Here is a 20,602-nt window from a genome sequence, read left to right as displayed (position 1 = left end):
GACGAGGCAACTATGCAAATCAAACTGGCCAACCCCCGTGGTTTTTGTGCTGGCGTGGACCGCGCCATCGAGATCGTCAACCGTGCCCTGGAAGTCTTCGGGCCGCCGATCTACGTGCGCCATGAAGTGGTCCACAACAAGTTTGTGGTCGAAGACCTGCGTTCGCGCGGGGCGATCTTCGTTGAGGAGCTGGAGCAGGTCCCTGACGATGTGATCGTGATCTTCAGTGCCCACGGCGTGTCTCAGGCCGTGCGCCACGAAGCGGCAGGGCGGGGCTTGAAGGTGTTCGACGCCACCTGCCCACTGGTCACCAAAGTGCACATCGAAGTGGCCCGCTACAGCCGTGATGGCCGCGAGTGCATCCTCATTGGCCACGCCGGCCACCCTGAGGTGGAAGGCACCATGGGCCAGTACGACAGCAGCAAGGGTGGTGCGATCTATCTGGTCGAAGACGAGGCCGATGTGGCCAGCCTGTTGGTGCGTAACCCGCAAAACCTGGCCTTTGTCACCCAGACCACCTTGTCCATGGACGACACCAGCCGGGTCATCGACGCCCTGCGGGCGCGCTTCCCGGCCATCGGCGGGCCGCGCAAAGACGACATCTGCTACGCCACGCAGAACCGCCAGGACGCCGTCAAGCAATTGGCCGACGAGTGCGACGTGGTGCTGGTGGTCGGCAGCCCCAACAGCTCCAACTCCAACCGTCTGCGCGAGCTGGCCGAACGTATGGCCACCCCGGCCTATCTGATCGACGGAGCCGAAGACCTGCAACGTGCCTGGTTCGACGGCGTTCAGCGCATTGGTATCACCGCCGGCGCTTCGGCCCCTGAGGTACTGGTGCGCGGTGTTATCCAGCAGTTGCATGCCTGGGGCGCCACCGGGGCCGACGAGTTGGCGGGCCGTGAAGAGAACATCACGTTCTCTATGCCTAAAGAGCTGCGCGTTCGTTCGCTGATCTAGGCACAGAAACTAGGGCGCCTTTTCGCAGAGCGGCTGCTGGCTGGGCTCGGCCTGCAAACGAATTCGCCCACTGGGGGCGATCACCACTTGCAGGTGGCTGAGCGCCTCGCCGGGGTCGCAGAAGTGAAACCGGCCATTAGCCATGGCCGGCACCCCCATCGAGTTAAAACGCACCGCCTCGCCCACCCAATGATTACCCACGATCCGCACGCCGCTGCTACGCCGGTGCGCCAGCACTGGATAACGGTCGGGGTCGGTGCCTTCGGCTTCCACCAGCATCTGCCAGCCCCGGCTCCAGTCACCCTCGATAGGCCTTAATGAAACTCGCTGCCCCTCGGTAATCGCCGCCACCCGCGCACTGCGTAGCCCGCTAAGCAATTCATTGGCCGCCACCTGGCGCCGATGGCCCTGCACCAGCGGATAAAACGCCGGTGTCGCCAGGTGTAACAGCAGCGCTGCCACAACCAATGCCACCAGCAATTGCACCAGCGTAAAACCGCCTTGCAGCATAATCTGCTCCTTCCATGGAGGCCGATGCCCGTGGGCTTTGAGCGCGATCCGTGCGCTGATCCTGCACAAACAACCGTATATCCCGTGGCCGCATCGGGCAGTGTCTGGGCTGGTTTATAGTCGGTGCATCTGAGGGGAGCTTTCAATGCGGCATCGTATCAAGGCATTTACGTTGATCGAGTTGATCGTCACGGTGACCATCGTCGGCGTGCTTGCCGTCGTCGCCGTTCCGGCGTTCACCACGGCGATCAACAACTCCCGCGCCGATACGGAAATAGGCGACATCTACCGGGCGTTGAGCTATACGCGGCTGGAAGCGATCAACCGTGGGGTGAATGTGCAGCTCAGGCCCACGGCCACCGGGACGATTTGGACCGGCGAATTGAGGGTGGTTTTGAGCACTGGTGGCGATGCGCTGCGCCTGGTTCCGGCCCTGTCGGCCAATGCCACACTGGCCGCCGGCTCCCTCACCTACATCGAATTCAACAACCTGGGCGGCTTGAGCAACCCAGGGGTCAACACCGTACTGACCTACACCCGCGGCGCCGCCACCCGCACCATCAGCCTGTGCCTCAGTGGCCGCATCGTACAGGGGGGCAGTTGCTGATGAAACGCACGCAAGGCGGTGTCACCTTGATCGAGGTGCTGATCTCGTTGCTGGTGCTGGGCATTGGCTTGCTTGGGGCGGCAGCGATGCAGCTCAATGCGTTGAAGTTTACCGACAGTTCGACGTTGCAAAGCCAGGCCAGTTTTATCGCCTATGACATGCTAGACCGGATCCGCGCCAACCCAGACGCCAGCTATAAGCTGGACAATCTAGCGGCGGCGCCGACAGCTAATCTCACGGATGTCCGCGCTCAGGATCTCGCCGACTTCGCAGCCAACGTAACTGCGATGGGGGGAGCGACTGCAAAGGGCAGCATTGCGATCAACGGACGGTTGGTCACTATCAGCATTACTTGGGACGACAGCCGTGCCGCTAATGCCGCTAACTCGAACAATGCTAGCGACACTGCCAATGCGGCGCAGACGTACACATTAGTCAGTCGCGTTGCAATCAACACGGGCATCCCATGAAAAGAGCTTCACGCGGTATTGGCCTAATCGAACTGATGGTCGCGCTGACCCTGGGGTTGATCGTTGTATTGGGCGTGACGCAGATCTTCTCTTCAGCGCGCCTTACTTATCAATCTCAGAATGCGTCCGCTGGCATCCAGGAAGACGCACGCTTTCTGTTGAGTAAGATGCTTCAGGAAATACGCATGGTCGGCATGTTCGGTTGTTTAGCAACCGTCACGGACTCAAGTGCCAGCGGTACATTCAGTGCTGTCTTTGACTCGCCGATCACCTATGCCGCCACCGCAGGCGGGTTTACCCTAACATTGGTTACCGCAGATGTGGGTACATCAGGCGGTACTCCTACGTGGAACATCGTGTCTGACTGCCTCACCAGCGCCACCGCATTCGATGCCGGCAATACCCCCGCGCTGACAGCGGGCCAGATAGCTTTCCCGGTGCGGCGGGTGGTGTATACGTACCAGAACAATCAACTGAGTGTGGGCAGCACAACGGCCAACCAAGCTGGGTTGGTCAATAACGTAGACTCCCTGCAGATCATGTTCGGCGTTGCGACCAGGGCGTCCGATACCCTTGCATCCAGCTATGTATCAGTGCTGCCCAACCCAGCATTGGTTCGCAGCGTGCGTATAGTGCTGGCACTCAGAGACCCTAATGGCCGTACTCGTACCCAGACCTTCAACGTGGCCGCCTCATTGCGAAACAGGCTTCTATGAACATGCCCATGCCCATTGGTCCGTCCGCTCTACCCGTTGCTCGTCAACGGGGTATGACATTAGTGGTATGCCTGATTTTTCTCTTGCTGATGACGCTGATCGGAGTGTCATCTATGCAGAATGCCACCCTTCAAGAAAAAATGGCGGGAAGCGTCAAGTTTCGCAATGAATCGTTTCAACTCGCTGAAGTCGCTTTGCGACTTGGTGAAAATGCGGTGGCAGCCTCGAGTTACGCAATACCCGTTTGTGCAGGCACCACGCAGTGTGCTCCGCCTGCTGAAGCAACTAGCCCCGATTTGAAGGCTGGGGTCAATGGCACCTCGGGCGTTAACTGGTTCGCTACGCCAGGGACCGAGGGGGTCGGAACGGGGTTTTATGGTATTCAGAAAATAGGCACCACCACTGACCCTGTCATTTTGGCGGGTTCAGCGCCGATTACCGAAAACGGTGTGTCTTATACACTTTATAGAATTACCGGGGTCGCCACTCGCGGCACCACACGCACGGTGCTGGAGACAATTTATGCGAAACAATAGCTGGGCTTCAGCACGGGCATGGCTGGTCAAGATGTGGCTTGGCGTCCTAGGGGCACTTTATATCAGTGCCCCTGTATATGCTTTCGCGCCTGCTGAAACACCCTTGGTCAGTGCTGGAGCAGTGACGCCCAATGTGATGCTGATGGTGGATAACTCCGGCAGTATGAACAACTTGATCCGCGCTGCAGATTTTGACCAATCGGTAGCTCGTCGGGATGTTTATATCTGTGATGGATCTTCCTCATGCAGCCAATCAACTGCCGACATCATAAAAAGTGACAACGAAAATGTGTTTTATAGTTCGTTCAGGCGGGGGACCTGTAGCTTCGGCTATAGCGGGTTCACACGAGGAGGAAGTACCGTTTGGTGCCTCAAGCTTCCTGACCCGGTAGGAGGCGGTGATACGCGCTATTCGGCGCGGTACATCGCCTATCTGATCGACAGATTGCCCATCGGGACGCTAACCAAGAATTACACTGATGGCAGCATACCTAACGATTACCGTATCAATGTGGCGCGCGACGCTGCTACAGCATTGGTGACCGCTAACCGTAATCTGCGCATGGGGCTCGCGACATTCAACCCGCCCGTCAGTGGGAATCCGGGCCCAGGCGGCAATATTGCTAGAAGTGTTACTGCCCTCAGCGCGAATGCCACCACAACAGCGGCCCAGGCGAACACTAACTACAATGCACTGATCAACGCTATTAACGGGCTGAGCGCTATTGCGAATACTCCATTGGCCGAAACCTACTATGAAGTGACCCGTTACTTTAGGGGGATGGCGCCTTACTACAACTCGACACCCAGTACCTACACCAGCCCGATCCAATACCGTTGCCAGAAAAATTACGGCGTAGTGATCACCGACGGTTTACCAACCTACGACCGTACCTTCCCGACTGACGACCCATTAGGTAAGGGGAATTTGCCTAACTGGGACGGTCGAAATAACGACAGTCTCAGCAACAATCTCCAGGGCGATGGTGAGGGTGACACACTTTACCTCGATGACATCGCCAAATTTGCCAATGACATTGACATGCGTACTGGCGGAACGGATGCGTCGGGAAAAAGTTGGGATGAAACGGGTTTTATCAAGCAGAACATGTCGACCTATACCGTCGGTTTCACGGCGGCCAACCAAATGTTGTCCGATGCAGCCTCTTACGGTCAAGGGGTCTATTACCAAGCCTCCGACGCGGACGGTTTGAACACCGCCTTGACGGCCGCGTTGAATGATATTTCTTCGAAGGCCGGTTCCGGCGGTGCAGGGGTAGCGAGTTCGTTCACCTATACGAGCGATGCTCAGTATTACGAAACCTTCTATGATCCAACTGATTGGCGGGGAACGATCAAAGCCTTTGGATTCAACGAGGATGGGACTGTGAATACGGCTCGGACCGTCTGGTCGACGGACGATACGATTAGGCCAGGGTCCTCGGCGACCTATGAGTCATGGAACACCAGTGGCAGTGGCTCAGTGATTCCGTTGGCTTACGCGAGCTTCTCAGACGCGCAAAAGACGCAGTTAAACAGCAATTTGCCAAGTGGTATTACAGGCGCTAATTTGGTTGATTGGAGCAAGGGGACCAACCGTTCGGGCCTCAAAGTGCGAACGGTGCTACTGGGCGATATCATCAATTCGCCACTCGTTTATGCTTCACCGAATGATCAAACCGCATCAGACTCCGCTGGTGATAATACTTACACCACCTACCTAACAACCAAAAGCAATATGAATCCCAATTTATTGGTTAACTCCAATGATGGTTTCGTCAACGTCATCAGCACGTCGGGAGCTCGACGTTATGGGTTTATGCCGTCTAGCGTGCTTCCCAATCTGTATCAAATTGCAGACCCCGATTACATCAACGGGACCTCGCATAAATTCCTGAATGACGGCGCGATCACCGTCGCCGATGCGAAGTTCGGAACTACCTGGAAAACCGTTGCGGTGGGTGGGGTGGGGGCAGGGGGTAAGTCGTTCTACGCACTGCAATTATTCGATGCCACTGCTGGCAACAGCATAAAAGCTTTGTGGGAGCTTCGCGCTCCTACCTCGGCCAACGCTGCGGACAGCTTCAATGAGCTGGGGTATGCCTACGCGAAGCCAGAGATTGCGCGGTTGGCGAATGGGACCTGGGCCGCATTCATCAGTAATGGCTATGGGGGAAATACTGGGAGAGCTGTACTGTATGTGGTCAACCTGGCGACAGGCCAATTGATTAATAAAATCACCACGCCGGTGGTCGTCGCTGGGGAAACTGATAATGGTTTGTCGTCGGTAAAACTGTCGGTCAATGCCCAGAGTGTTGTACAAGCGGCTTACGGCGGTGACCTGAAGGGACGCTTATGGAAGTTCGATTTTACCTCCAACAGCAACGGAGCTGTACCCACTACGCCATTGTTCACTGCCTCTGGCGGTGCTAGCCAGGCGATCACGGCCCAGCCGGTTGTGGGTAACATGACCGGTGGACGGAAGCTGATCTATTTTGGTACCGGGAAGTTAAACGAGGTCGCCGATAAAACCACGACCACTCGGCAGGCGTTCTATGCCATCTTGGACAGCAACGCGAGCAGCACCAACTACACGGAGTCGCAATTGCAGCGGCAGACGATCCTGAATATCACTGACGGTAAGGTCTATACTAGTGCGAATACGGTGGATTACACCACGCAAAAAGGGTGGTATATACCCCTGACTTACGGTTCAGCGAGCACCGGCGAACGGGTAATTTATCAGGCTGATTTGGTCACTGGACGTATCTATTTCACCACCGCTATTCTTGATACCACTGACCCGTGCGCTAGCTCGGGATCAGGCAAGATTCTGCAATTGGATGCTCTGAATGGCTCGATTCTCACCGACTTTCCTGCATTTGGAAACCGTGGCATCAGCGGAATTCTAGTCAATACAGGGTTGCCAAACATCTCAGGCTTCATACAGACAGCGGGCGGAAGCACAGCGACTTATCAGGACACTAGCGGTACGTTGGGGAGCTTCACGGAGCCTGTAATCATCAACAACCGACGGATCATGTGGCGACAACGACAATGAGTGTCTCTATGCGCAAAAATACCGGTTTTACCCTAATCGAACTGATGATCACCGTGGCCATTGTGGGCATCCTCGGTGCAATCGCTTATCCCAGTTACATGGAGTATGTGAAACGCACCCACCGGGCCGAGATCGCCGGCGCGATGACGGAGGCGGCTCAGCAGTTGGAGCGGTTTTATTCGCAGAATGGCCAGTACAGTGATACCGCTACCAATAAGCTCAACCTGTCGGCGGGTAATACCTGGTACAAGCTGGATGCTGTTCGCAATGAGAAGACATTCACCCTGACCGCCCAGCCTAAGGCTGGCCAGATGATGGTCGGTGACAAATGCGGTAATTTCACACTGACTCACACCGGCGAGCGCGGCAACACCGGTGCCGACGTCGCCACCTGCTGGGGCCGCTAGCCCCTGGACCCTTCATGCCCATGCAACAAGATGTATTGATCGTCGGGGGCGGTGCCATTGGCCTGCTCACGGCGCTCAACCTCGCCCCCCATGTTCGCCATATCACCCTGCTGGACCGCGGCGCTGTCGGTCAGGAGTCTTCGTGGGCCGGTGGTGGCATCGTGTCGCCTTTGTACCCTTGGCGGTATAGCGCGGCTGTGACGGCGTTGGCGCATTGGTCGCAAGACTTCTATCCGCACCTGGCCAGCGAACTGTTCGCCCGTACGGGCATTGATCCAGAGGTGCACACCACAGGGCTGTACTGGCTAGACCTCGACGATGAGGCCGAGGCATTGGCTTGGGCCGAGCGCGAGCGCCGGCCGCTGAGCGCGGTGGACCTGTCGGCGGTGTACGACGCGGTGCCGGTACTGGGGCCGGGGTATTCCCGGGCGGTGCATATGGCAGGGGTGGCCAATGTGCGTAACCCACGTTTGGTCAAGTCGCTGCGCGCGGCCTTGCTGGCGCTGCCGAATGTGAGCGTGCGCGAGCATTGCGAAGTGACCGGGTTTGTTCGCAGTGGCGCCCAGGTGCAGGGCGTGCGCACCGGAGCAGGCGATGTGCTGGCCGATCATGTGGTACTGACGGCGGGGGCCTGGAGTGGTGATTTGTTGCGTACCCTGGGTTTGCAGTTGCCAGTGGAACCGGTCAAAGGGCAGATGATTCTGTTCAAGTGCGAGGCAGACTTTTTGCCCAGTATGGTCTTGGCCAAGGGCCGCTATGCGATCCCGCGCCGAGATGGGCATATTTTGATCGGCAGCACATTGGAGCACGCCGGTTTTGATAAGACGCCCACCGATGTCGCGTTGGCCAGCCTGCGTGCCTCGGCCATTGAGTTGCTGCCGGCCCTGGCCGATGCGGCGGTGGTCAGGCAATGGGCAGGCCTGCGCCCGGGGTCGCCTGAGGGTATTCCCTATATCGGCGCGGTGCCGCAGCTGCCGGGGCTTTGGCTGAACTGCGGGCATTACCGCAATGGGTTGGTGTTGGCACCGGCGTCGTGCCAGTTATTTGCCGATTTATTGCTGGGGCGAACGCCGATTATCGACCCCCAGCCGTATTCCCCAACCAACACTCTATACCCCCCCCAACTGTAGGAGGGGTCCGGGCGGCGCTCCGCTAGGCCCCGATCTTTTGATCCCAGGCCCAGAATTCGGTGAATGCGAAAAGCTCGGGGGCGAGCCCCCTCCTACGGCTAGTCTAGGCCCAGCTTCTTCAGCCGGTAACGCATGGAGCGAAACGACAAATTCAAGCGCTGCGCCGCCGCCGTACGGTTCCAGCGGGTTTCTTCCAGGGCTTGGAGGATAAGCTTGCGTTCGACGCTCTCCAGGTAGTCTTCCAGGTTATCGATTTGCGCCAGGTTCGGTTCGCCTTCCTGGGTGTTGCCTGACGCTTCGGTGAGGCGCAGGTCGGCGGCCTCGATACGCTCGTTTTCGCACAAGGTGTAGGCGCGTTCGAGCATGTTCTCCAGTTCCCGCACGTTGCCCGGAAAGCGATACGCCTTGAGGGTTTCCAGGGCCTGGGCGCTCAGCCGTGCAGGCGGCAGGCCGCTGCCCCCGGCCAGGCGCTTGAGCACGTTGGCGGCTAATTGCACGATGTCTTCGCGGCGCTCGCGCAAAGCCGGAACGCGCAGCTCGATCACGTTGAGGCGGTAATACAGGTCTTGGCGAAAGCGCCCGGCAGTCACTTCGGCGGCCAGGTCTTTATGGGTGGCGCAGAGAATGCGCACGTCCACCACCACTTCGCTTTGCCCGCCCACGGCGCGTATGGCTTTTTCCTGAATGGCGCGCAGCAGCTTCACTTGCATGGGCAAGGGCAGGTCCGCCACCTCATCGAGAAACAGTGTGCCGCCATTGGCCGTGCCGAACAGGCCGATTTTGTCTTCCACCGCCCCGGTAAAACTGCCTTTGCGGTGGCCAAAGAATTCGCTCTCCATCAGCTCTGACGGAATAGCCCCACAGTTGACCGGCACGAAGGGCCGCTCGGCACGGGGCCCTTGTTCGTGGATCAAGCGGGCCACCAGTTCCTTACCGCTGCCCGATTCGCCGCTGATATAAACCGGCGCCTGGCTACGGGCCAGACGCGTGATTTGTTTGCGCAGGGCCAGCATCGGCGGCGATTCGCCGAGCAACTGTTGATCAATGGTGCGCGCGCCGTTGCCAGCGGTTTGTAAGCGCAACGCAGTGCTGACCAGCTCGCGCAAACGCGCCAGATCCACTGGCTTGCTGAGGAAATCGAAGGCACCGGCCTTGAGCGCGCCAATGGCGGTGTCGACGCTACCGAAAGCGGTGATCATGGCGACCGGCACTTGCGGGTGACGCAACTGGATATGCTGCACCAGGTCCATGCCCGTACCGTCGGGCAGGCGCATGTCGGTCAGGCACAGGTCGAACGGCTCGCGGGCCAGCCATTCCTGGGCTTCCTTGACGTTGCGCGCGGTGCGCGTGTCGAGTTTCATCCGCCCCAGGGTGATCTCCAGGAGTTCGCGGATATCCGGCTCGTCGTCGACGATCAGGATGGTTTGCCGTGGGCTCATGTTGCGCTCTGTTTGCGTGCGTGGGCGAAGGTGATTCGCATGCAGCTGCCGCCGTTCTCGCGTGGTTTGTAGTCTAGGTGGGCTTGGTTGCTTTCGCACAGTTCGCGAGAAATATACAGCCCAAGGCCTGTGCCATTGGCCTCGGTGGTAAAGAAGGGTTCGAAGATATGTTGCAATTGATCGGTAGCAAAACCGGGGCCGTCATCCAGCACTTCCAGTGCAGGTAAGCCGTTGGTCGGTTCAACGAATAAGTTGAGCCACACCTGGGCGTGGTCATTGTGCTGAGCGCTGTAGCGCAGGCCGTTTTGCACCAGGTTGTTCAGCACTTGGCCCAGCTGTAGGGGGTCCATGCGGGTTTCCAGTTCGCCATCCGTGACGTACAGGTGCAATTGCTGGCGCGCGGGGGCGGTGGCGCGAAACTCTGTAACGTATTGCTCCAGCCAGTGTTTCAGGTCCAGCGGTTCGGGTTCTGCCTGGCGGCGGCGGGACAACTGCAAGACGTTCTCGATGATCAGGTTCATCCGCTTGCTGTGGTCCTGGATGATCTGGGTCAGGCGGCGGTCGGCCGGCGGTAAGTCTTCGGATTCTTGCAGCAGTTGCCCCGCATGGCTGATAGCGCCCAAGGGGTTGCGGATTTCATGGGCAATGCTGGCGGTCAGGCGGCCCAGGGCGGCCAGTTTCAATTGCTGGGCCTGTTGGGCGATCTGCGACAGGTCCTCGAGGAAAATCAGCGTCTGTTCGTTTTCACCGTTGCGCAAGGTAATGAAACTGACCTGCACGGCGGGGCCGGCTGGGCTCAGTTTGACGCTTTTCAGGCGCAGGGCCGGGTTGTTCTGCCACTGCTGCAGGCGCGCCAGCAGCTCGCCGCAGTAGTCGGCGATCGGCTGCCCGGTGATGTCCTCTTGGCCCAGCAGCGTGAGGGCGCCTTGGTTGGCCAGTTGCACCTGGAGCTGGGCGTCGAGCACCAGAATACCCGTGCGCATGCGCTGCAGAATCTGCGCGTTCAACGCCTCCAGGTTGGTCACGGTGCTGGCGCGTTGCTCGGCCAGGGATTCGCTGGTGCGCAGCAGGCGGGTCAGGCCCTGCACCATGAAAGACACGGCGAAGCACAACACGCCCAGGGTGCTGGCCTGCACGTAGTCGTTCAGCGCCTGGGGGCGGCTGTAGCTCAGGTAGAACGTCAGGTAGATGATGCCGATGGTTGCCAGGGCGGCGATCAACAAGCCCAGGCGCGCCCGTAGCAACAGGTTGCTGATGGCCACCGAAGCGACCATCAGGTTGCCCAGGCCGCTGGGGGTGCCGCCGCCGGCGTAGAAAAGGCCGGCCAACAGCACGATATCGACCACGGTCAGGCCGAACACCTGGAACGGGTTGCGCGGGCGGTCGAGCAACACCACCACGAGAATATTCAGAATCAGGTACAGCCAGCTGCCCAGGCGGAACAGATCGCCGTCGGCCAGCTCCAGCAGGCGGTTGTCCATGTCCGCGGAAATCAACAGCACCAGGGTAATGCCGATGGTCAGGCGATACAGGTGGTAAAGGCGCAGCATGCGCCGCGCCTGTTGGTTGCCTTGCAGGGGAAACTCAGCGTGCACGGCTACTCGGGCCCTGCTCGAGGTGCGGCCGGCTGCAGTACCACTGGTTGTCGTGGGGCAGGGCGCTGGTCTGGGACAGGTGCACGCCGCATTGCGCGCAGCGGACCATCACGTGGGTGTGCCCTGGCTCGCTACGGGGCGGCGTTTCACGGGCCGGTGACTTGAATTTGCGCCACAGCCAGATGGCAACAAAGATGACGGCGATCCAGAAAATCAGGCGAATCATGATGGCAAGCTTCGGTGGCGGGGGAGGCGGCAGTGTATGTGGAACGGCAGGAATGAAAAAGAGGCCCGCAGGCCTCTTTTTTATCAGCAGGTACCGCTCGGCGCTTAGTCGAACAGGCCAAAGGTCATGTAGCTGAACCAGGAGCGGCCCGAGCTGCTCGCCGCTTCGTCGTCGGCTTCGGGTGGCAGCAACTCGCGCGGGATGGCTTCCTTGGCGTCTTCGTACTGGCGAATCACGTCTTGGTTGGCACGGGTTTCACCCGGTGGCAGCGGCGGCGACGATTCGATCAGGCCCAAAGTCGCCTTGGACAGCCAGGAGCGGTTGTCGGCTTCGTTCTGCTGTGGCACGAACTCGCCGTTGTCCAGGCTGGGGTGGTTCGGGTAGTTGAGCTTCAGGGTCTCCAGGCTAGTGGCGGCCAGGTCGTCCAAATGCAGACGCATGTAGGCTTCGGTCATCACGGCCAGGCCGTCACCGACGGACGGGGTTTCCTGGAAGTTTTCCACCACATAGCGCCCGCGGTTGGCGGCGGCGACATAGGCCTGGCGCGTGAGGTAGTAGTTGGCCACATGGATCTCATACGCCGCCAACAGGTTGCGCAGGTAGATCATGTGCTGCTTGGCGTCGGGCGCGTAGCGGCTGGTAGGGAAGCGGCTGGTGAGCTGAGCGAACTCGTTGTAGGAGTCACGCGCGGCGCCAGGGTCGCGTTTGGTCATGTCCAGCGGCAAGAAGCGCGCTACCAGGCCACGGTCCTGGTCGAACGAGGTCAAGCCCTTGAGGTAGTAGGCGTAGTCGACGTTCGGATGCTGTGGGTGCAGGCGGATAAAACGTTCGGCAGCCGATTTGGCGGCTTCCGGTTCCGCGTTTTTGTAGTTGGCGTAGATCAGCTCGAGCTGCGCCTGGTCGGCATAGCGCCCGAAGGGATAACGCGACTCCAGGGCCTTGAGCTTGGCGGTGGCACTCGTATAGCTGTTGTTATCCAGGTCGGCCTGCGCCTGCTGGTACAGCTCGACCTCGCTCAGGTTTTCGTCGACGACTTCCTTCGATGAACAGGCAGCGGTGAGTCCGAGGATGGCGATCAGCAGCAGGTGTTTCACTTGCATGGCGGCTAGCGTCCCTATGACGGCCGCTGTCTTGGGCGTGGCCGTCCTGTTATGATGGGCGCCCCGTGGAATCCTCGGGGCAAAAGACGCCGTATTTAACCACAAGCGCGCAGCCGAAACCAAAGGCTACGCCGCCGCCTAGTCCGAGCATGTCCGAGATCATACAACTTAGCGCAGAGGTTCCGTCCGATTTGGGCGGTCAACGCCTCGACCAAGTCGCCGCCCAATTATTCGCTGAGCACTCGCGCTCGCGCCTTTCCGCCTGGATAAAAGAGGGCCGTCTCACTGTGGACGGGGACGTACTGCGCCCCCGTGACATTGTGCATGGCGGCGCTGTGCTGCTGCTCGAGGCCGAGCAGGAAGCCCAGGGCGAGTGGGTGGCCCAGGACATCGCACTGGACATCGTCTACGAAGACGACCAGTTGATGGTCATCAACAAGCCAGCAGGCCTGGTGGTCCATCCGGCGGTGGGGCATGCCGATGGCACCCTGCTCAACGCCTTGCTGCACCACGTGCCGGACATCGTCAACGTGCCCCGCGCCGGCATCGTGCACCGGCTCGACAAGGACACCACCGGCCTGATGGTGGTCGCCAAAACCATTCAGGCGCAGACGCAGCTGGTCGATCAGCTGCAAAAGCGTACCGTTAGTCGCATTTATGAATGTATCGTCATCGGTGTCGTCACCGCGGGCGGCAAAATCAATGCGCCGATCGGCCGCCACGGTCAGCAACGCCAGCGCATGGCGGTGATGGAAGGCGGTAAGCCGGCGGTCAGCCATTACCGCGTGCTGGAGCGTTTCCGCTCCCACACCCATGTGCGGGTCAAGCTGGAAACCGGGCGCACCCACCAGATACGCGTGCACATGTCGCACATCAATTTCCCCCTGGTCGGCGACCCGGCCTACGGCGGGCGCTTCCGCATTCCGCCGGCGGCCAGCGCGACCATGGTCGATGCCCTGAAGACCTTTCCACGGCAAGCCCTGCACGCACGCTTCCTGGAATTGACCCACCCGGTCACCGGCGAACGTATGAGCTGGGAATCGCCACTACCGGACGACTTCGTCTGGTTGCTGTCGCTGCTCAAGCAGGACCGCGAGGCCTTCGTCGGGTGAACCCGCTGGCGCACACCCTGCTGATTCCGCACTGGCCTGCGCCAGATCGGGTGCGGGCGTGCGTGACCACCCGCGCAGGCGGGGTCAGTGCGGCGCCGTTCGACAGCCTCAACCTAGGCGACCATGTGGGCGATGCCGCGCCTGCGGTGGCGGAAAATCGTCGACGCCTGGCAGACCACTTTGCCATCCGGCCGGCCTGGCTGAAGCAGGTGCACGGCGTGAATGTCGTGCATGCCACGCCTGGGCAGGTCGATGAGGCCGATGCCAGTTGGACGAGCACCCCGGGTGTGGCCTGTACCGTGATGACCGCCGACTGCCTGCCTGCCTTGTTCTGTGACCGCGCCGGCACCCGCGTGGCCGCCGCCCACGCCGGTTGGCGAGGCTTGGCGGCGGGGGTGCTAGAGGCCACGGCGGCCAGCCTGGCGGTGCCCGGTGAGGATGTACTGGTCTGGCTCGGGCCGGCCATTGGCCCGCGCAACTTCGAAGTGGGCAGCGAAGTGCGTGATGCCTTCACGGCCACCCACCCGCAAACCGCTCAGGCGTTCGTACCAGGGGCGAGCCCAGGCAAATTCATTGCCGATATTTACGCGTTGGCGCGCCTGCGCCTGGCAGCGGTAGGCGTCACGGCCGTTTACGGCGGTGGCTTGTGCACCGTGGCCGATCCGCAGTTTTTCTCCTACCGGCGCGCCCCGGTCACGGGCCGCTTTGCCTCTTTGGTGTGGTTGCAGGGGTGAGCACAAGGCCAGGGCGGTAGCCTTGGCTTCGATCTTTTCACCCGCCTGGCGCACATCTGCTTGAATACTCAATAAACGCCCGCATCTATTTGAACATCTCTGGCAGGTTTTCTTTTTAAGGTGTGTCCATCGCTCCGGCCTGCCCTTCAGGAAGGTGATTTATGCGTATAGACCGTTTAACCAGTAAATTACAGTTAGCGTTATCCGATTCTCAGTCCCTGGCGGTAGGCCTTGACCACCCCGCCATCGAGCCTGCGCATTTATTGCAGGCGTTGCTCGACCAACAGGGCGGTTCGATCAAGCCGTTGTTGATGCAAGTGGGGTTCGACGTGGCCAGCTTGCGCAAAGAGCTGACCAAAGAGCTCGACCGCTTGCCAAAAATCCAGAACCCCACGGGCGACGTCAATATGTCCCAGGAACTGGCGCGCCTGCTCAACCAGGCTGACCGCCTGGCGCAACAGAAGGGTGACCAGTTCATTTCCAGCGAACTGGTCCTGCTGGCCGCCATGGACGAAAACTCTAAGTTGAGCAAATTGCTGCTGGGCCAGGGTGTCAGCAAAAAAGCCCTGGAAAACGCCATCAGCAACCTGCGCGGCGGTGCGGCGGTCAACGACCCGAACGCCGAAGAATCGCGCAAGGCTTTGGAAAAATACACCGTCGACCTGACCAAGCGTGCCGAAGAGGGCAAGCTGGACCCGGTGATCGGCCGCGACGATGAAATCCGCCGGACCATTCAAGTGCTGCAACGGCGGACCAAGAACAATCCGGTATTGATCGGTGAGCCCGGTGTCGGCAAGACCGCTATTGCCGAAGGCTTGGCCCAGCGCATCATCAACGGCGAAGTGCCGGATGGCTTGAAGGGCAAGCGTTTGCTGTCCCTGGACATGGGCTCGCTGATTGCCGGGGCGAAGTTCCGCGGCGAGTTCGAAGAGCGTTTGAAGTCGCTGCTCAACGAGCTGTCCAAGCAGGACGGGCAGATCATTCTGTTTATCGACGAATTGCACACCATGGTCGGTGCGGGCAAAGGCGAGGGCTCGATGGACGCCGGCAATATGCTCAAGCCGGCGCTGGCCCGTGGCGAACTGCATTGCGTGGGCGCCACTACTTTGAACGAATACCGCCAGTACATCGAGAAAGACGCCGCCCTGGAGCGGCGCTTCCAGAAAGTATTGGTGGAAGAGCCCAGCGAGGAAGACACCATCGCGATTCTGCGGGGCCTCAAGGAACGCTACGAGGTTCACCACAAAGTCGCCATCACCGACGGTGCGATCATTGCGGCGGCTAAGTTAAGCCATCGCTACATCACCGATCGGCAATTGCCTGACAAGGCCATCGACCTGATTGATGAGGCCGCGAGCCGCATCCGTATGGAAATCGACTCCAAGCCGGAAGTGCTCGACCGCCTGGAGCGGCGCCTGATTCAGTTGAAGGTCGAATCCCAGGCCTTGAAAAAAGAAGACGACGAAGCAGCGATCAAGCGCCTGGAACGGCTGACCGAGGAAATCACCCGGTTGGAGCGCGAGTACGCCGACTTGGAAGAAATCTGGACCTCGGAAAAAGCCGAGGTGCAGGGGTCTGCGCAAATTCAGCAGAAAATCGAGCAGTCTCGCCAAGAGCTGGAAGCGGCCCGGCGTAAAGGCGACTTGAGCCGCATGGCCGAGTTGCAGTACGGGGTGATACCCGACCTCGAACGCAGCCTGCAGATGGTCGACCAGCACGGCAAAAGCGACAATCAGTTGCTGCGCAGCAAGGTGACCGAGGAAGAAATCGCCGAGGTGGTGTCCAAGTGGACCGGCATTCCGGTCGCGAAAATGCTCGAAGGCGAACGCGAAAAGCTGTTGAAGATGGAAAGCCTGCTGCACCAGCGCGTGATCGGCCAAGAGGAAGCCGTGGTGGCGGTCTCCAATGCCGTAAGGCGCTCGCGGGCGGGGCTGTCTGACCCCAACCGGCCCAGCGGCTCCTTTATGTTCCTGGGCCCCACCGGGGTGGGTAAGACCGAGCTGTGCAAGGCTCTGGCCGAGTTCTTGTTCGACACCGAAGAGGCCATGGTGCGTATCGACATGTCCGAGTTTATGGAGAAGCACTCCGTGGCCCGGCTGATCGGTGCACCGCCAGGCTATGTCGGTTACGAGGAGGGCGGTTACCTGACCGAAGCTGTGCGGCGTAAGCCTTATTCGGTGGTGCTGCTGGATGAGGTCGAGAAGGCCCACCCGGACGTCTTCAACGTGTTGCTGCAAGTGCTGGAAGACGGCCGACTGACGGACAGCCACGGGCGCACCGTGGACTTCCGCAACGTGGTGATCGTCATGACTTCCAACCTGGGGTCGGCGCGTATCCAGGAGTTGGTGGGCGATCGCGAGGCACAGCGTGCGGCGGTGATGGACGCAGTGGGCTCGCATTTCCGCCCCGAGTTCGTTAACCGCATCGACGAGGTGGTGATCTTCGAGCCGCTGGCACGCGACCAGATTGCCGGCATCACCGAAATTCAACTGGGCCGCCTGCGCAGCCGCTTGACCGAGCGTGAACTCAGCCTGGAGCTAAGCCAGGAGGCGCTCGACAAGCTGATCGCGGTGGGCTACGACCCGGTTTACGGGGCGCGGCCGCTGAAGCGGGCGATCCAGCGCTGGATCGAAAACCCCTTGGCCCAGTTGATCCTTTCTGGGCAGCTGTTGCCCGGCACGGCGGTGACGGCGCGGGTCGAGAACGACGAAATCGTCTTCGACTGAGGTTGAAGTGGGCAGGTAGGTGGCGACCCGCCCACCTGCCCATTGCATTTTTCCGACAACGCTTGTAAAGTGCGCCCCGCTGTCCGTTACCCCGCAGGGCCCTGGCTTCATCGGGTTTCTGAAAAAAAGTTGCAAATCAGTGTCTTGAAAGCGATTTAAGGGTTGACAGAGAGTTTGAAGATTGTAGAATAGCGCGCCTCAGAGACACGAACGCAGCGATGCGCAAACGTCGAAGAGTTCAAGGCGGTAGCGATACAACCTTCGAAGCGGTAAATGTTGTAGTTGAAATTGATGTACTTGAAATTGATAGTTCCGCGATAGCTCAGTCGGTAGAGCAAATGACTGTTAATCATTGGGTCCCAGGTTCGAGTCCTGGTCGCGGAGCCAAATTTCATATCGGGGTATAGCGCAGTCCGGTAGCGCGCCTGCTTTGGGAGCAGGATGTCAGGAGTTCGAATCCCCTTACCCCGACCATTTTTGGGTCGTTAGCTCAGTTGGTAGAGCAGTTGGCTTTTAACCAATTGGTCGTAGGTTCGAATCCCACACGACCCACCATTTTTGGCTCCAGTTCGCTGGGTCAGATCTTAAAAGACCACCCCGTAACACGGTTGGCACCAAAAAAGGCGCCTTTCTAAGGTGCCTTTTTTGTACCGGGGTATAGCGCAGTCCGGTAGCGCGCCTGCTTTGGGAGCAGGATGTCAGGAGTTCGAATCCCCTTACCCCGACCATATTCAGTTACGCAGCGCTAAACCGGTCTACCGGTCTAGCGATGCAGTAACCCTGAAACGCCCGCCTCACGCGCTGAAAAGCCGATGAGCCGGGCGTTTTTTATTGGGTCGAAGAAAGTGATTTGGCATCTGCCAGGGTCAGTCGACGGCCACCTCGAACACCTGCCAGCGTACCGAGCTGACGCCTTTCTCCAGGCTCACCCGGCTCACCAGGCGCTCCAACTCGGTAGGCGCCTGTGGGCAGCCGAGCAGCTGTGCGCGGACCTCCAAGCGCACCGGGTCAGGTTGGTCTTGGCTGTGCAACGACTGCAGGCGCAGGCCGCTGTTGCCCATGTTATGCAGCATTAAGCTGCGTACGTGTATTTCATCCTCGGCGCGGCAAACGATATGCACCTCGTAGCGCTGTTCGGCCTCATTGGCGGGCAGTACTTGCTGATGGTTGAGGCGCTGGGCGATATCGCGCAGCAGGATATTCGCGCATAGCACCACCAGGGTACCGACACTGGCCTCCAGCAACAGCCCCATGCTGCACAGCACACCAATGGCCGCGGTGCACCAGAGGGTCGCGGCGGTATTGAGGCCGCGTACGTTCAAGCCATCGCGCATGATGACCCCGCCGCCAAGAAAACCGATGCCCGAAACCACATAGGCGGCGATGCGTGAGGCATCACCCGCCAGGCCGGGCACCGCTTGGGTCATTAAAACAAACAGGCAGGCGCCGGTGCTGACCAGCGCGTTGGTGCGCAGGCCCGTGAGGCGTTGGCGCAGTTGGCGTTCGGCACCGATGAGGGCGCCGAGTACGAGGGCGACGGAAACGCGCAGCAAAAATACTTTCCAATCCATGTGTCTACCTTTTGCCAGCCGATAGCTGGTATAGGCGCCAAGGGCGCGGGTAAAAAATGGATTGCGCAGGCACGCCACGCCTCGATAGAGGGGGCAAGGTAGAAGAGGGGGCACCTCAGATGAGGTTGGGGGCGCCACGCTCTGCCGGGTTCGGCAAGGCAGTGGCAGACAGTGCTGCTGGACTAGCTCGCCGGGTGTGCCTGTCGCAATCGACTGGGGCTACTGTCCAATGCAGGACTCCTGTGTGGTGTGCAGTAATGCGTGCGCAAAAATACCCCCGCTGCAAGAGGGGGTCAAGTTGAAGATGCTTCATGAAACGTTACGGGTAAAGCCCGGCGCCGCGGCGCCGGGCTTACGCCTGCAGATCAGTGCAGTTTAAGGCGCGGCTCGGTGCCTCGCCCGATGCGGCTACCGAGCATCAGCATCGCGGTGCGAAACAAACCGTACAGCGCCGCCTGGTGCATGCGATAAAGCGACACGTAGAACAGCCGCGCCAACCATCCCTCCAGCATCACGCTGCCGGTCAGGTTACCCATCAGGTTGCCCACCGCAGAAAACTTCGACAATGAAATCAGCGAGCCGTAGTCCTTATAGCGGTACTCCGGCAGGGCCTTGCCTTCGATGCGCAGCTTCAGCGACTTGGCCAGCAGTGAGGCCTGTTGGTGAGCCGCCTGGGCGCGGGGCGGGACGTTGCGCTCGGTGCCTGGTTGCGGGCAAGCGGCGCAGTCGCCAAAGGCAAAGATGTTTTCATCGCGGGTGGTCTGCAGGGTGGTGTGCACCAGCAGCTGGTTGATGCGGTTGGTTTCCAGCCCGTCGATGTCCTGCAGAAACGCCGGTGCGCGAATGCCCGCCGCCCAGACTTTCAGCCCGGCCGGGATCACCTGGCCGCTGGCAGTGATCAGGCTGTCGGCTGTCACTTCGCTTACGGCCGCCCCGGTGAGCACCGTGACGCCGAGTTTTTCCAGGGTGGTGTGCACGGGCCCGCCGATACGCTCGGGCAACGCCGGCAGCACCCGTGGGCCCGCTTCGATCAAGGTGATGCGCATGTTTTCCGGTTTGATCCGGCCCAGCCCGTAGGCCGCCAGCTCATGGGCAGCATGGTGCAGTTCAGCGGCCAACTCGACCCCGGTAGCCCCAGCACCGACGATTGCCACGTTGACCTGCGCCCGGCTCTCATCGTGGCCAGCGTGGGCGCGCAAATAGTGGTTGAGCAACTGCTGGTGAAAGCGCTCGGCCTGCTTGCGGGTGTCGAGGAACAGGCAGTGTTCGGCAGCGCCCTGGGTGCCGAAGTCGTTGGTGGTGCTGCCCACCGCAATCACCAGGCTGTCGTAGTTCAACGAGCGGGCCGGCACCAGTTCCACACCGCTTTCATCCAGGGTCGCCGCCAGGTGAATCTGCTGGTTGGCGCGGTCGAGGCCGGCCATGCGGCCCAACTGGAACTCAAAATGATTCCACTTGGCTTGGGCCAGGTAGTTGAGTTCATCGTCGGACGAGTTCAACGAGCCGGCCGCGACTTCGTGCAGCAGCGGCTTCCAGATGTGGGTGAGGTTGGCGTCCACCAGGGTGACATTGGCGGTGCCACGCTTGCCCAGGGTTTTACCCAGGCGGGTAGCCAACTCCAGGCCGCCAGCGCCACCGCCGACAATAACGATACGATGTTTCATAGGGATATCTCATAAGGCTTAAGGAATTCGGCAGGTGG

18 protein-coding genes and 4 tRNA genes are annotated in these 20,602 nt (G+C 60.0%); 15 read left to right on the top strand and 7 right to left on the bottom strand.

The features are described from left to right. The first annotated feature begins 12 nt into the window (after positions 1 to 12). Positions 13 to 960 (top strand): 4-hydroxy-3-methylbut-2-enyl diphosphate reductase, encoded by a 948-nt coding sequence (gene ispH / locus QCL65_RS21565; RefSeq protein ID WP_407312405.1) that lies wholly within the window; start codon positions 13 to 15, stop codon positions 958 to 960. Between the two features lie 9 nt (positions 961 to 969). Here ispH and QCL65_RS21560 read toward each other — a convergent pair whose 3' ends face one another. Further along, entirely contained in the window at positions 970 to 1,470 is a 501-nt protein-coding gene (locus QCL65_RS21560) for a GspH/FimT family protein (RefSeq protein WP_407312403.1), read from the bottom strand. 145 nt (positions 1,471 to 1,615) lie between these two features. On the opposite strand from QCL65_RS21560, the gene QCL65_RS21555 reads away from it, so the two are divergent. From QCL65_RS21555 to thiO, 7 genes are read left to right on the top strand one after another with little or no spacing between them, the layout of a single operon-like run. Beyond that, positions 1,616 to 2,077: a GspH/FimT family pseudopilin gene (locus tag QCL65_RS21555; protein WP_407312401.1), complete on the top strand. Its 462-nt coding sequence runs from the start codon at positions 1,616 to 1,618 to the stop codon at positions 2,075 to 2,077. Beyond that, on the top strand, positions 2,077 to 2,547 hold the full coding sequence (gene pilV / locus QCL65_RS21550) for a type IV pilus modification protein PilV (RefSeq protein WP_407312399.1): 471 nt from the start codon (positions 2,077 to 2,079) through the stop codon (positions 2,545 to 2,547). Before QCL65_RS21555 ends, pilV begins: the two co-directional genes overlap by 1 nt. Continuing rightward, complete coding sequence (locus QCL65_RS21545; protein ID WP_407312397.1) at positions 2,544 to 3,263, top strand: PilW family protein; 720 nt, start codon at positions 2,544 to 2,546, stop codon at positions 3,261 to 3,263. Before pilV ends, QCL65_RS21545 begins: the two co-directional genes overlap by 4 nt. An 8-nt stretch (positions 3,264 to 3,271) precedes the next feature. Continuing rightward, positions 3,272 to 3,799, top strand: coding sequence for a PilX N-terminal domain-containing pilus assembly protein (locus QCL65_RS21540; protein ID WP_407316973.1), 528 nt, complete (start codon positions 3,272 to 3,274; stop codon positions 3,797 to 3,799). Beyond that, entirely contained in the window at positions 3,786 to 6,860 is a 3,075-nt protein-coding gene (locus QCL65_RS21535) for a pilus assembly protein (protein WP_407312395.1), read from the top strand. The genes QCL65_RS21540 and QCL65_RS21535 overlap by 14 nt, the downstream gene beginning before the upstream one ends. Positions 6,861 to 6,868: 8 nt before the next feature. Then, entirely contained in the window at positions 6,869 to 7,267 is a 399-nt protein-coding gene (locus tag QCL65_RS21530) for a type IV pilin protein (protein WP_407312393.1), read from the top strand. 14 nt (positions 7,268 to 7,281) lie between these two features. Next, positions 7,282 to 8,397, top strand: a complete 1,116-nt coding sequence (thiO, locus tag QCL65_RS21525) for a glycine oxidase ThiO (RefSeq protein ID WP_407312391.1) — start codon at positions 7,282 to 7,284, stop codon at positions 8,395 to 8,397. Between the two features lie 98 nt (positions 8,398 to 8,495). On the opposite strand, the gene QCL65_RS21520 is transcribed toward thiO, so the two are convergent. The 4 genes from QCL65_RS21520 to QCL65_RS21505 all read right to left on the bottom strand — a co-directional run bounded on the left by QCL65_RS21520 (position 8,496) and on the right by QCL65_RS21505 (position 12,757). Next, complete coding sequence (locus QCL65_RS21520; RefSeq protein WP_407312389.1) at positions 8,496 to 9,836, bottom strand: sigma-54-dependent transcriptional regulator; 1,341 nt, start codon at positions 9,834 to 9,836, stop codon at positions 8,496 to 8,498. Then, positions 9,833 to 11,431 carry a sensor histidine kinase gene (locus QCL65_RS21515; protein ID WP_407312387.1) on the bottom strand — a complete coding sequence of 533 codons (1,599 nt, stop codon included), beginning with the start codon at positions 11,429 to 11,431 and terminating at the stop codon, positions 9,833 to 9,835. Before QCL65_RS21515 ends, QCL65_RS21520 begins: the two co-directional genes overlap by 4 nt. Beyond that, entirely contained in the window at positions 11,421 to 11,657 is a 237-nt protein-coding gene (locus tag QCL65_RS21510) for a PP0621 family protein (RefSeq protein ID WP_407312385.1), read from the bottom strand. The genes QCL65_RS21515 and QCL65_RS21510 overlap by 11 nt, the downstream gene beginning before the upstream one ends. Before the next feature lie 104 nt (positions 11,658 to 11,761). Continuing rightward, positions 11,762 to 12,757: an outer membrane protein assembly factor BamD gene (locus QCL65_RS21505; RefSeq protein WP_407312383.1), complete on the bottom strand. Its 996-nt coding sequence runs from the start codon at positions 12,755 to 12,757 to the stop codon at positions 11,762 to 11,764. A gap of 149 nt (positions 12,758 to 12,906) precedes the next feature. On the opposite strand from QCL65_RS21505, the gene rluD reads away from it, so the two are divergent. From rluD to QCL65_RS21470, 7 genes are all read left to right on the top strand, one after another. After that, on the top strand, positions 12,907 to 13,869 hold the full coding sequence (rluD, locus tag QCL65_RS21500) for a 23S rRNA pseudouridine(1911/1915/1917) synthase RluD (protein ID WP_407312381.1): 963 nt from the start codon (positions 12,907 to 12,909) through the stop codon (positions 13,867 to 13,869). A 5-nt stretch (positions 13,870 to 13,874) separates the two neighbouring features. Then, entirely contained in the window at positions 13,875 to 14,603 is a 729-nt protein-coding gene (gene pgeF, locus QCL65_RS21495) for a peptidoglycan editing factor PgeF (RefSeq protein WP_407316971.1), read from the top strand. 161 nt (positions 14,604 to 14,764) lie between these two features. Then, a complete protein-coding gene (clpB, locus tag QCL65_RS21490) occupies positions 14,765 to 17,329 on the top strand; it encodes an ATP-dependent chaperone ClpB (RefSeq protein ID WP_407312379.1) in 2,565 nt (854 codons plus the stop codon). A gap of 311 nt (positions 17,330 to 17,640) precedes the next feature. Continuing rightward, positions 17,641 to 17,716, top strand: a tRNA-Asn gene (locus tag QCL65_RS21485). A gap of 10 nt (positions 17,717 to 17,726) precedes the next feature. Next, positions 17,727 to 17,803: transfer RNA gene (locus tag QCL65_RS21480), tRNA-Pro, on the top strand. 5 nt (positions 17,804 to 17,808) lie between these two features. Then, positions 17,809 to 17,884: transfer RNA gene (locus QCL65_RS21475), tRNA-Lys, on the top strand. Positions 17,885 to 17,980: 96 nt separating this feature from the next. Beyond that, a tRNA-Pro gene (locus tag QCL65_RS21470) sits at positions 17,981 to 18,057 on the top strand. A gap of 138 nt (positions 18,058 to 18,195) precedes the next feature. Here QCL65_RS21470 and QCL65_RS21465 read toward each other — a convergent pair. Then, on the bottom strand, positions 18,196 to 18,900 hold the full coding sequence (locus QCL65_RS21465; RefSeq protein ID WP_407312377.1) for an MgtC/SapB family protein: 705 nt from the start codon (positions 18,898 to 18,900) through the stop codon (positions 18,196 to 18,198). A 365-nt stretch (positions 18,901 to 19,265) separates the two neighbouring features. After that, positions 19,266 to 20,564: an NAD(P)/FAD-dependent oxidoreductase gene (locus tag QCL65_RS21460; protein WP_407312375.1), complete on the bottom strand. Its 1,299-nt coding sequence runs from the start codon at positions 20,562 to 20,564 to the stop codon at positions 19,266 to 19,268. Between the last annotated feature and the right edge of the window lie 38 nt (positions 20,565 to 20,602).

It is taken from the genome of Pseudomonas sp. nanlin1 (genome assembly GCF_045571515.1).
Lineage (GTDB): Bacteria > Pseudomonadota > Gammaproteobacteria > Pseudomonadales > Pseudomonadaceae > Aquipseudomonas.
Note: the sequence above shows the minus strand (reverse complement) of the source record. Positions and strands in the feature narration are given on the sequence as shown.

What these genes read in the sequence shown, in the direction of transcription:
- QCL65_RS21465 (WP_407312377.1), bottom strand. Translation starts at nt 18,900, where the DNA reads ATGGATTGGAAAGTATTTTTGCTGCGCGTTTCCGTCGCCCTCGTACTC.
- ispH (WP_407312405.1), top strand. Translation starts at nt 13, where the DNA reads ATGCAAATCAAACTGGCCAACCCCCGTGGTTTTTGTGCTGGCGTGGAC.
- QCL65_RS21555 (WP_407312401.1), top strand. Translation starts at nt 1,616, where the DNA reads ATGCGGCATCGTATCAAGGCATTTACGTTGATCGAGTTGATCGTCACG.
- QCL65_RS21530 (WP_407312393.1), top strand. Translation starts at nt 6,869, where the DNA reads ATGCGCAAAAATACCGGTTTTACCCTAATCGAACTGATGATCACCGTG.
- clpB (WP_407312379.1), top strand. Translation starts at nt 14,765, where the DNA reads ATGCGTATAGACCGTTTAACCAGTAAATTACAGTTAGCGTTATCCGAT.
- pilV (WP_407312399.1), top strand. Translation starts at nt 2,077, where the DNA reads ATGAAACGCACGCAAGGCGGTGTCACCTTGATCGAGGTGCTGATCTCG.
- thiO (WP_407312391.1), top strand. Translation starts at nt 7,282, where the DNA reads ATGCCCATGCAACAAGATGTATTGATCGTCGGGGGCGGTGCCATTGGC.
- QCL65_RS21535 (WP_407312395.1), top strand. Translation starts at nt 3,786, where the DNA reads ATGCGAAACAATAGCTGGGCTTCAGCACGGGCATGGCTGGTCAAGATG.
- QCL65_RS21545 (WP_407312397.1), top strand. Translation starts at nt 2,544, where the DNA reads ATGAAAAGAGCTTCACGCGGTATTGGCCTAATCGAACTGATGGTCGCG.
- rluD (WP_407312381.1), top strand. Translation starts at nt 12,907, where the DNA reads ATGTCCGAGATCATACAACTTAGCGCAGAGGTTCCGTCCGATTTGGGC.
- QCL65_RS21540 (WP_407316973.1), top strand. Translation starts at nt 3,272, where the DNA reads ATGCCCATTGGTCCGTCCGCTCTACCCGTTGCTCGTCAACGGGGTATG.
- QCL65_RS21510 (WP_407312385.1), bottom strand. Translation starts at nt 11,657, where the DNA reads ATGATTCGCCTGATTTTCTGGATCGCCGTCATCTTTGTTGCCATCTGG.
- QCL65_RS21520 (WP_407312389.1), bottom strand. Translation starts at nt 9,836, where the DNA reads ATGAGCCCACGGCAAACCATCCTGATCGTCGACGACGAGCCGGATATC.
- QCL65_RS21505 (WP_407312383.1), bottom strand. Translation starts at nt 12,757, where the DNA reads ATGCAAGTGAAACACCTGCTGCTGATCGCCATCCTCGGACTCACCGCT.
- QCL65_RS21560 (WP_407312403.1), bottom strand. Translation starts at nt 1,470, where the DNA reads ATGCTGCAAGGCGGTTTTACGCTGGTGCAATTGCTGGTGGCATTGGTT.
- QCL65_RS21460 (WP_407312375.1), bottom strand. Translation starts at nt 20,564, where the DNA reads ATGAAACATCGTATCGTTATTGTCGGCGGTGGCGCTGGCGGCCTGGAG.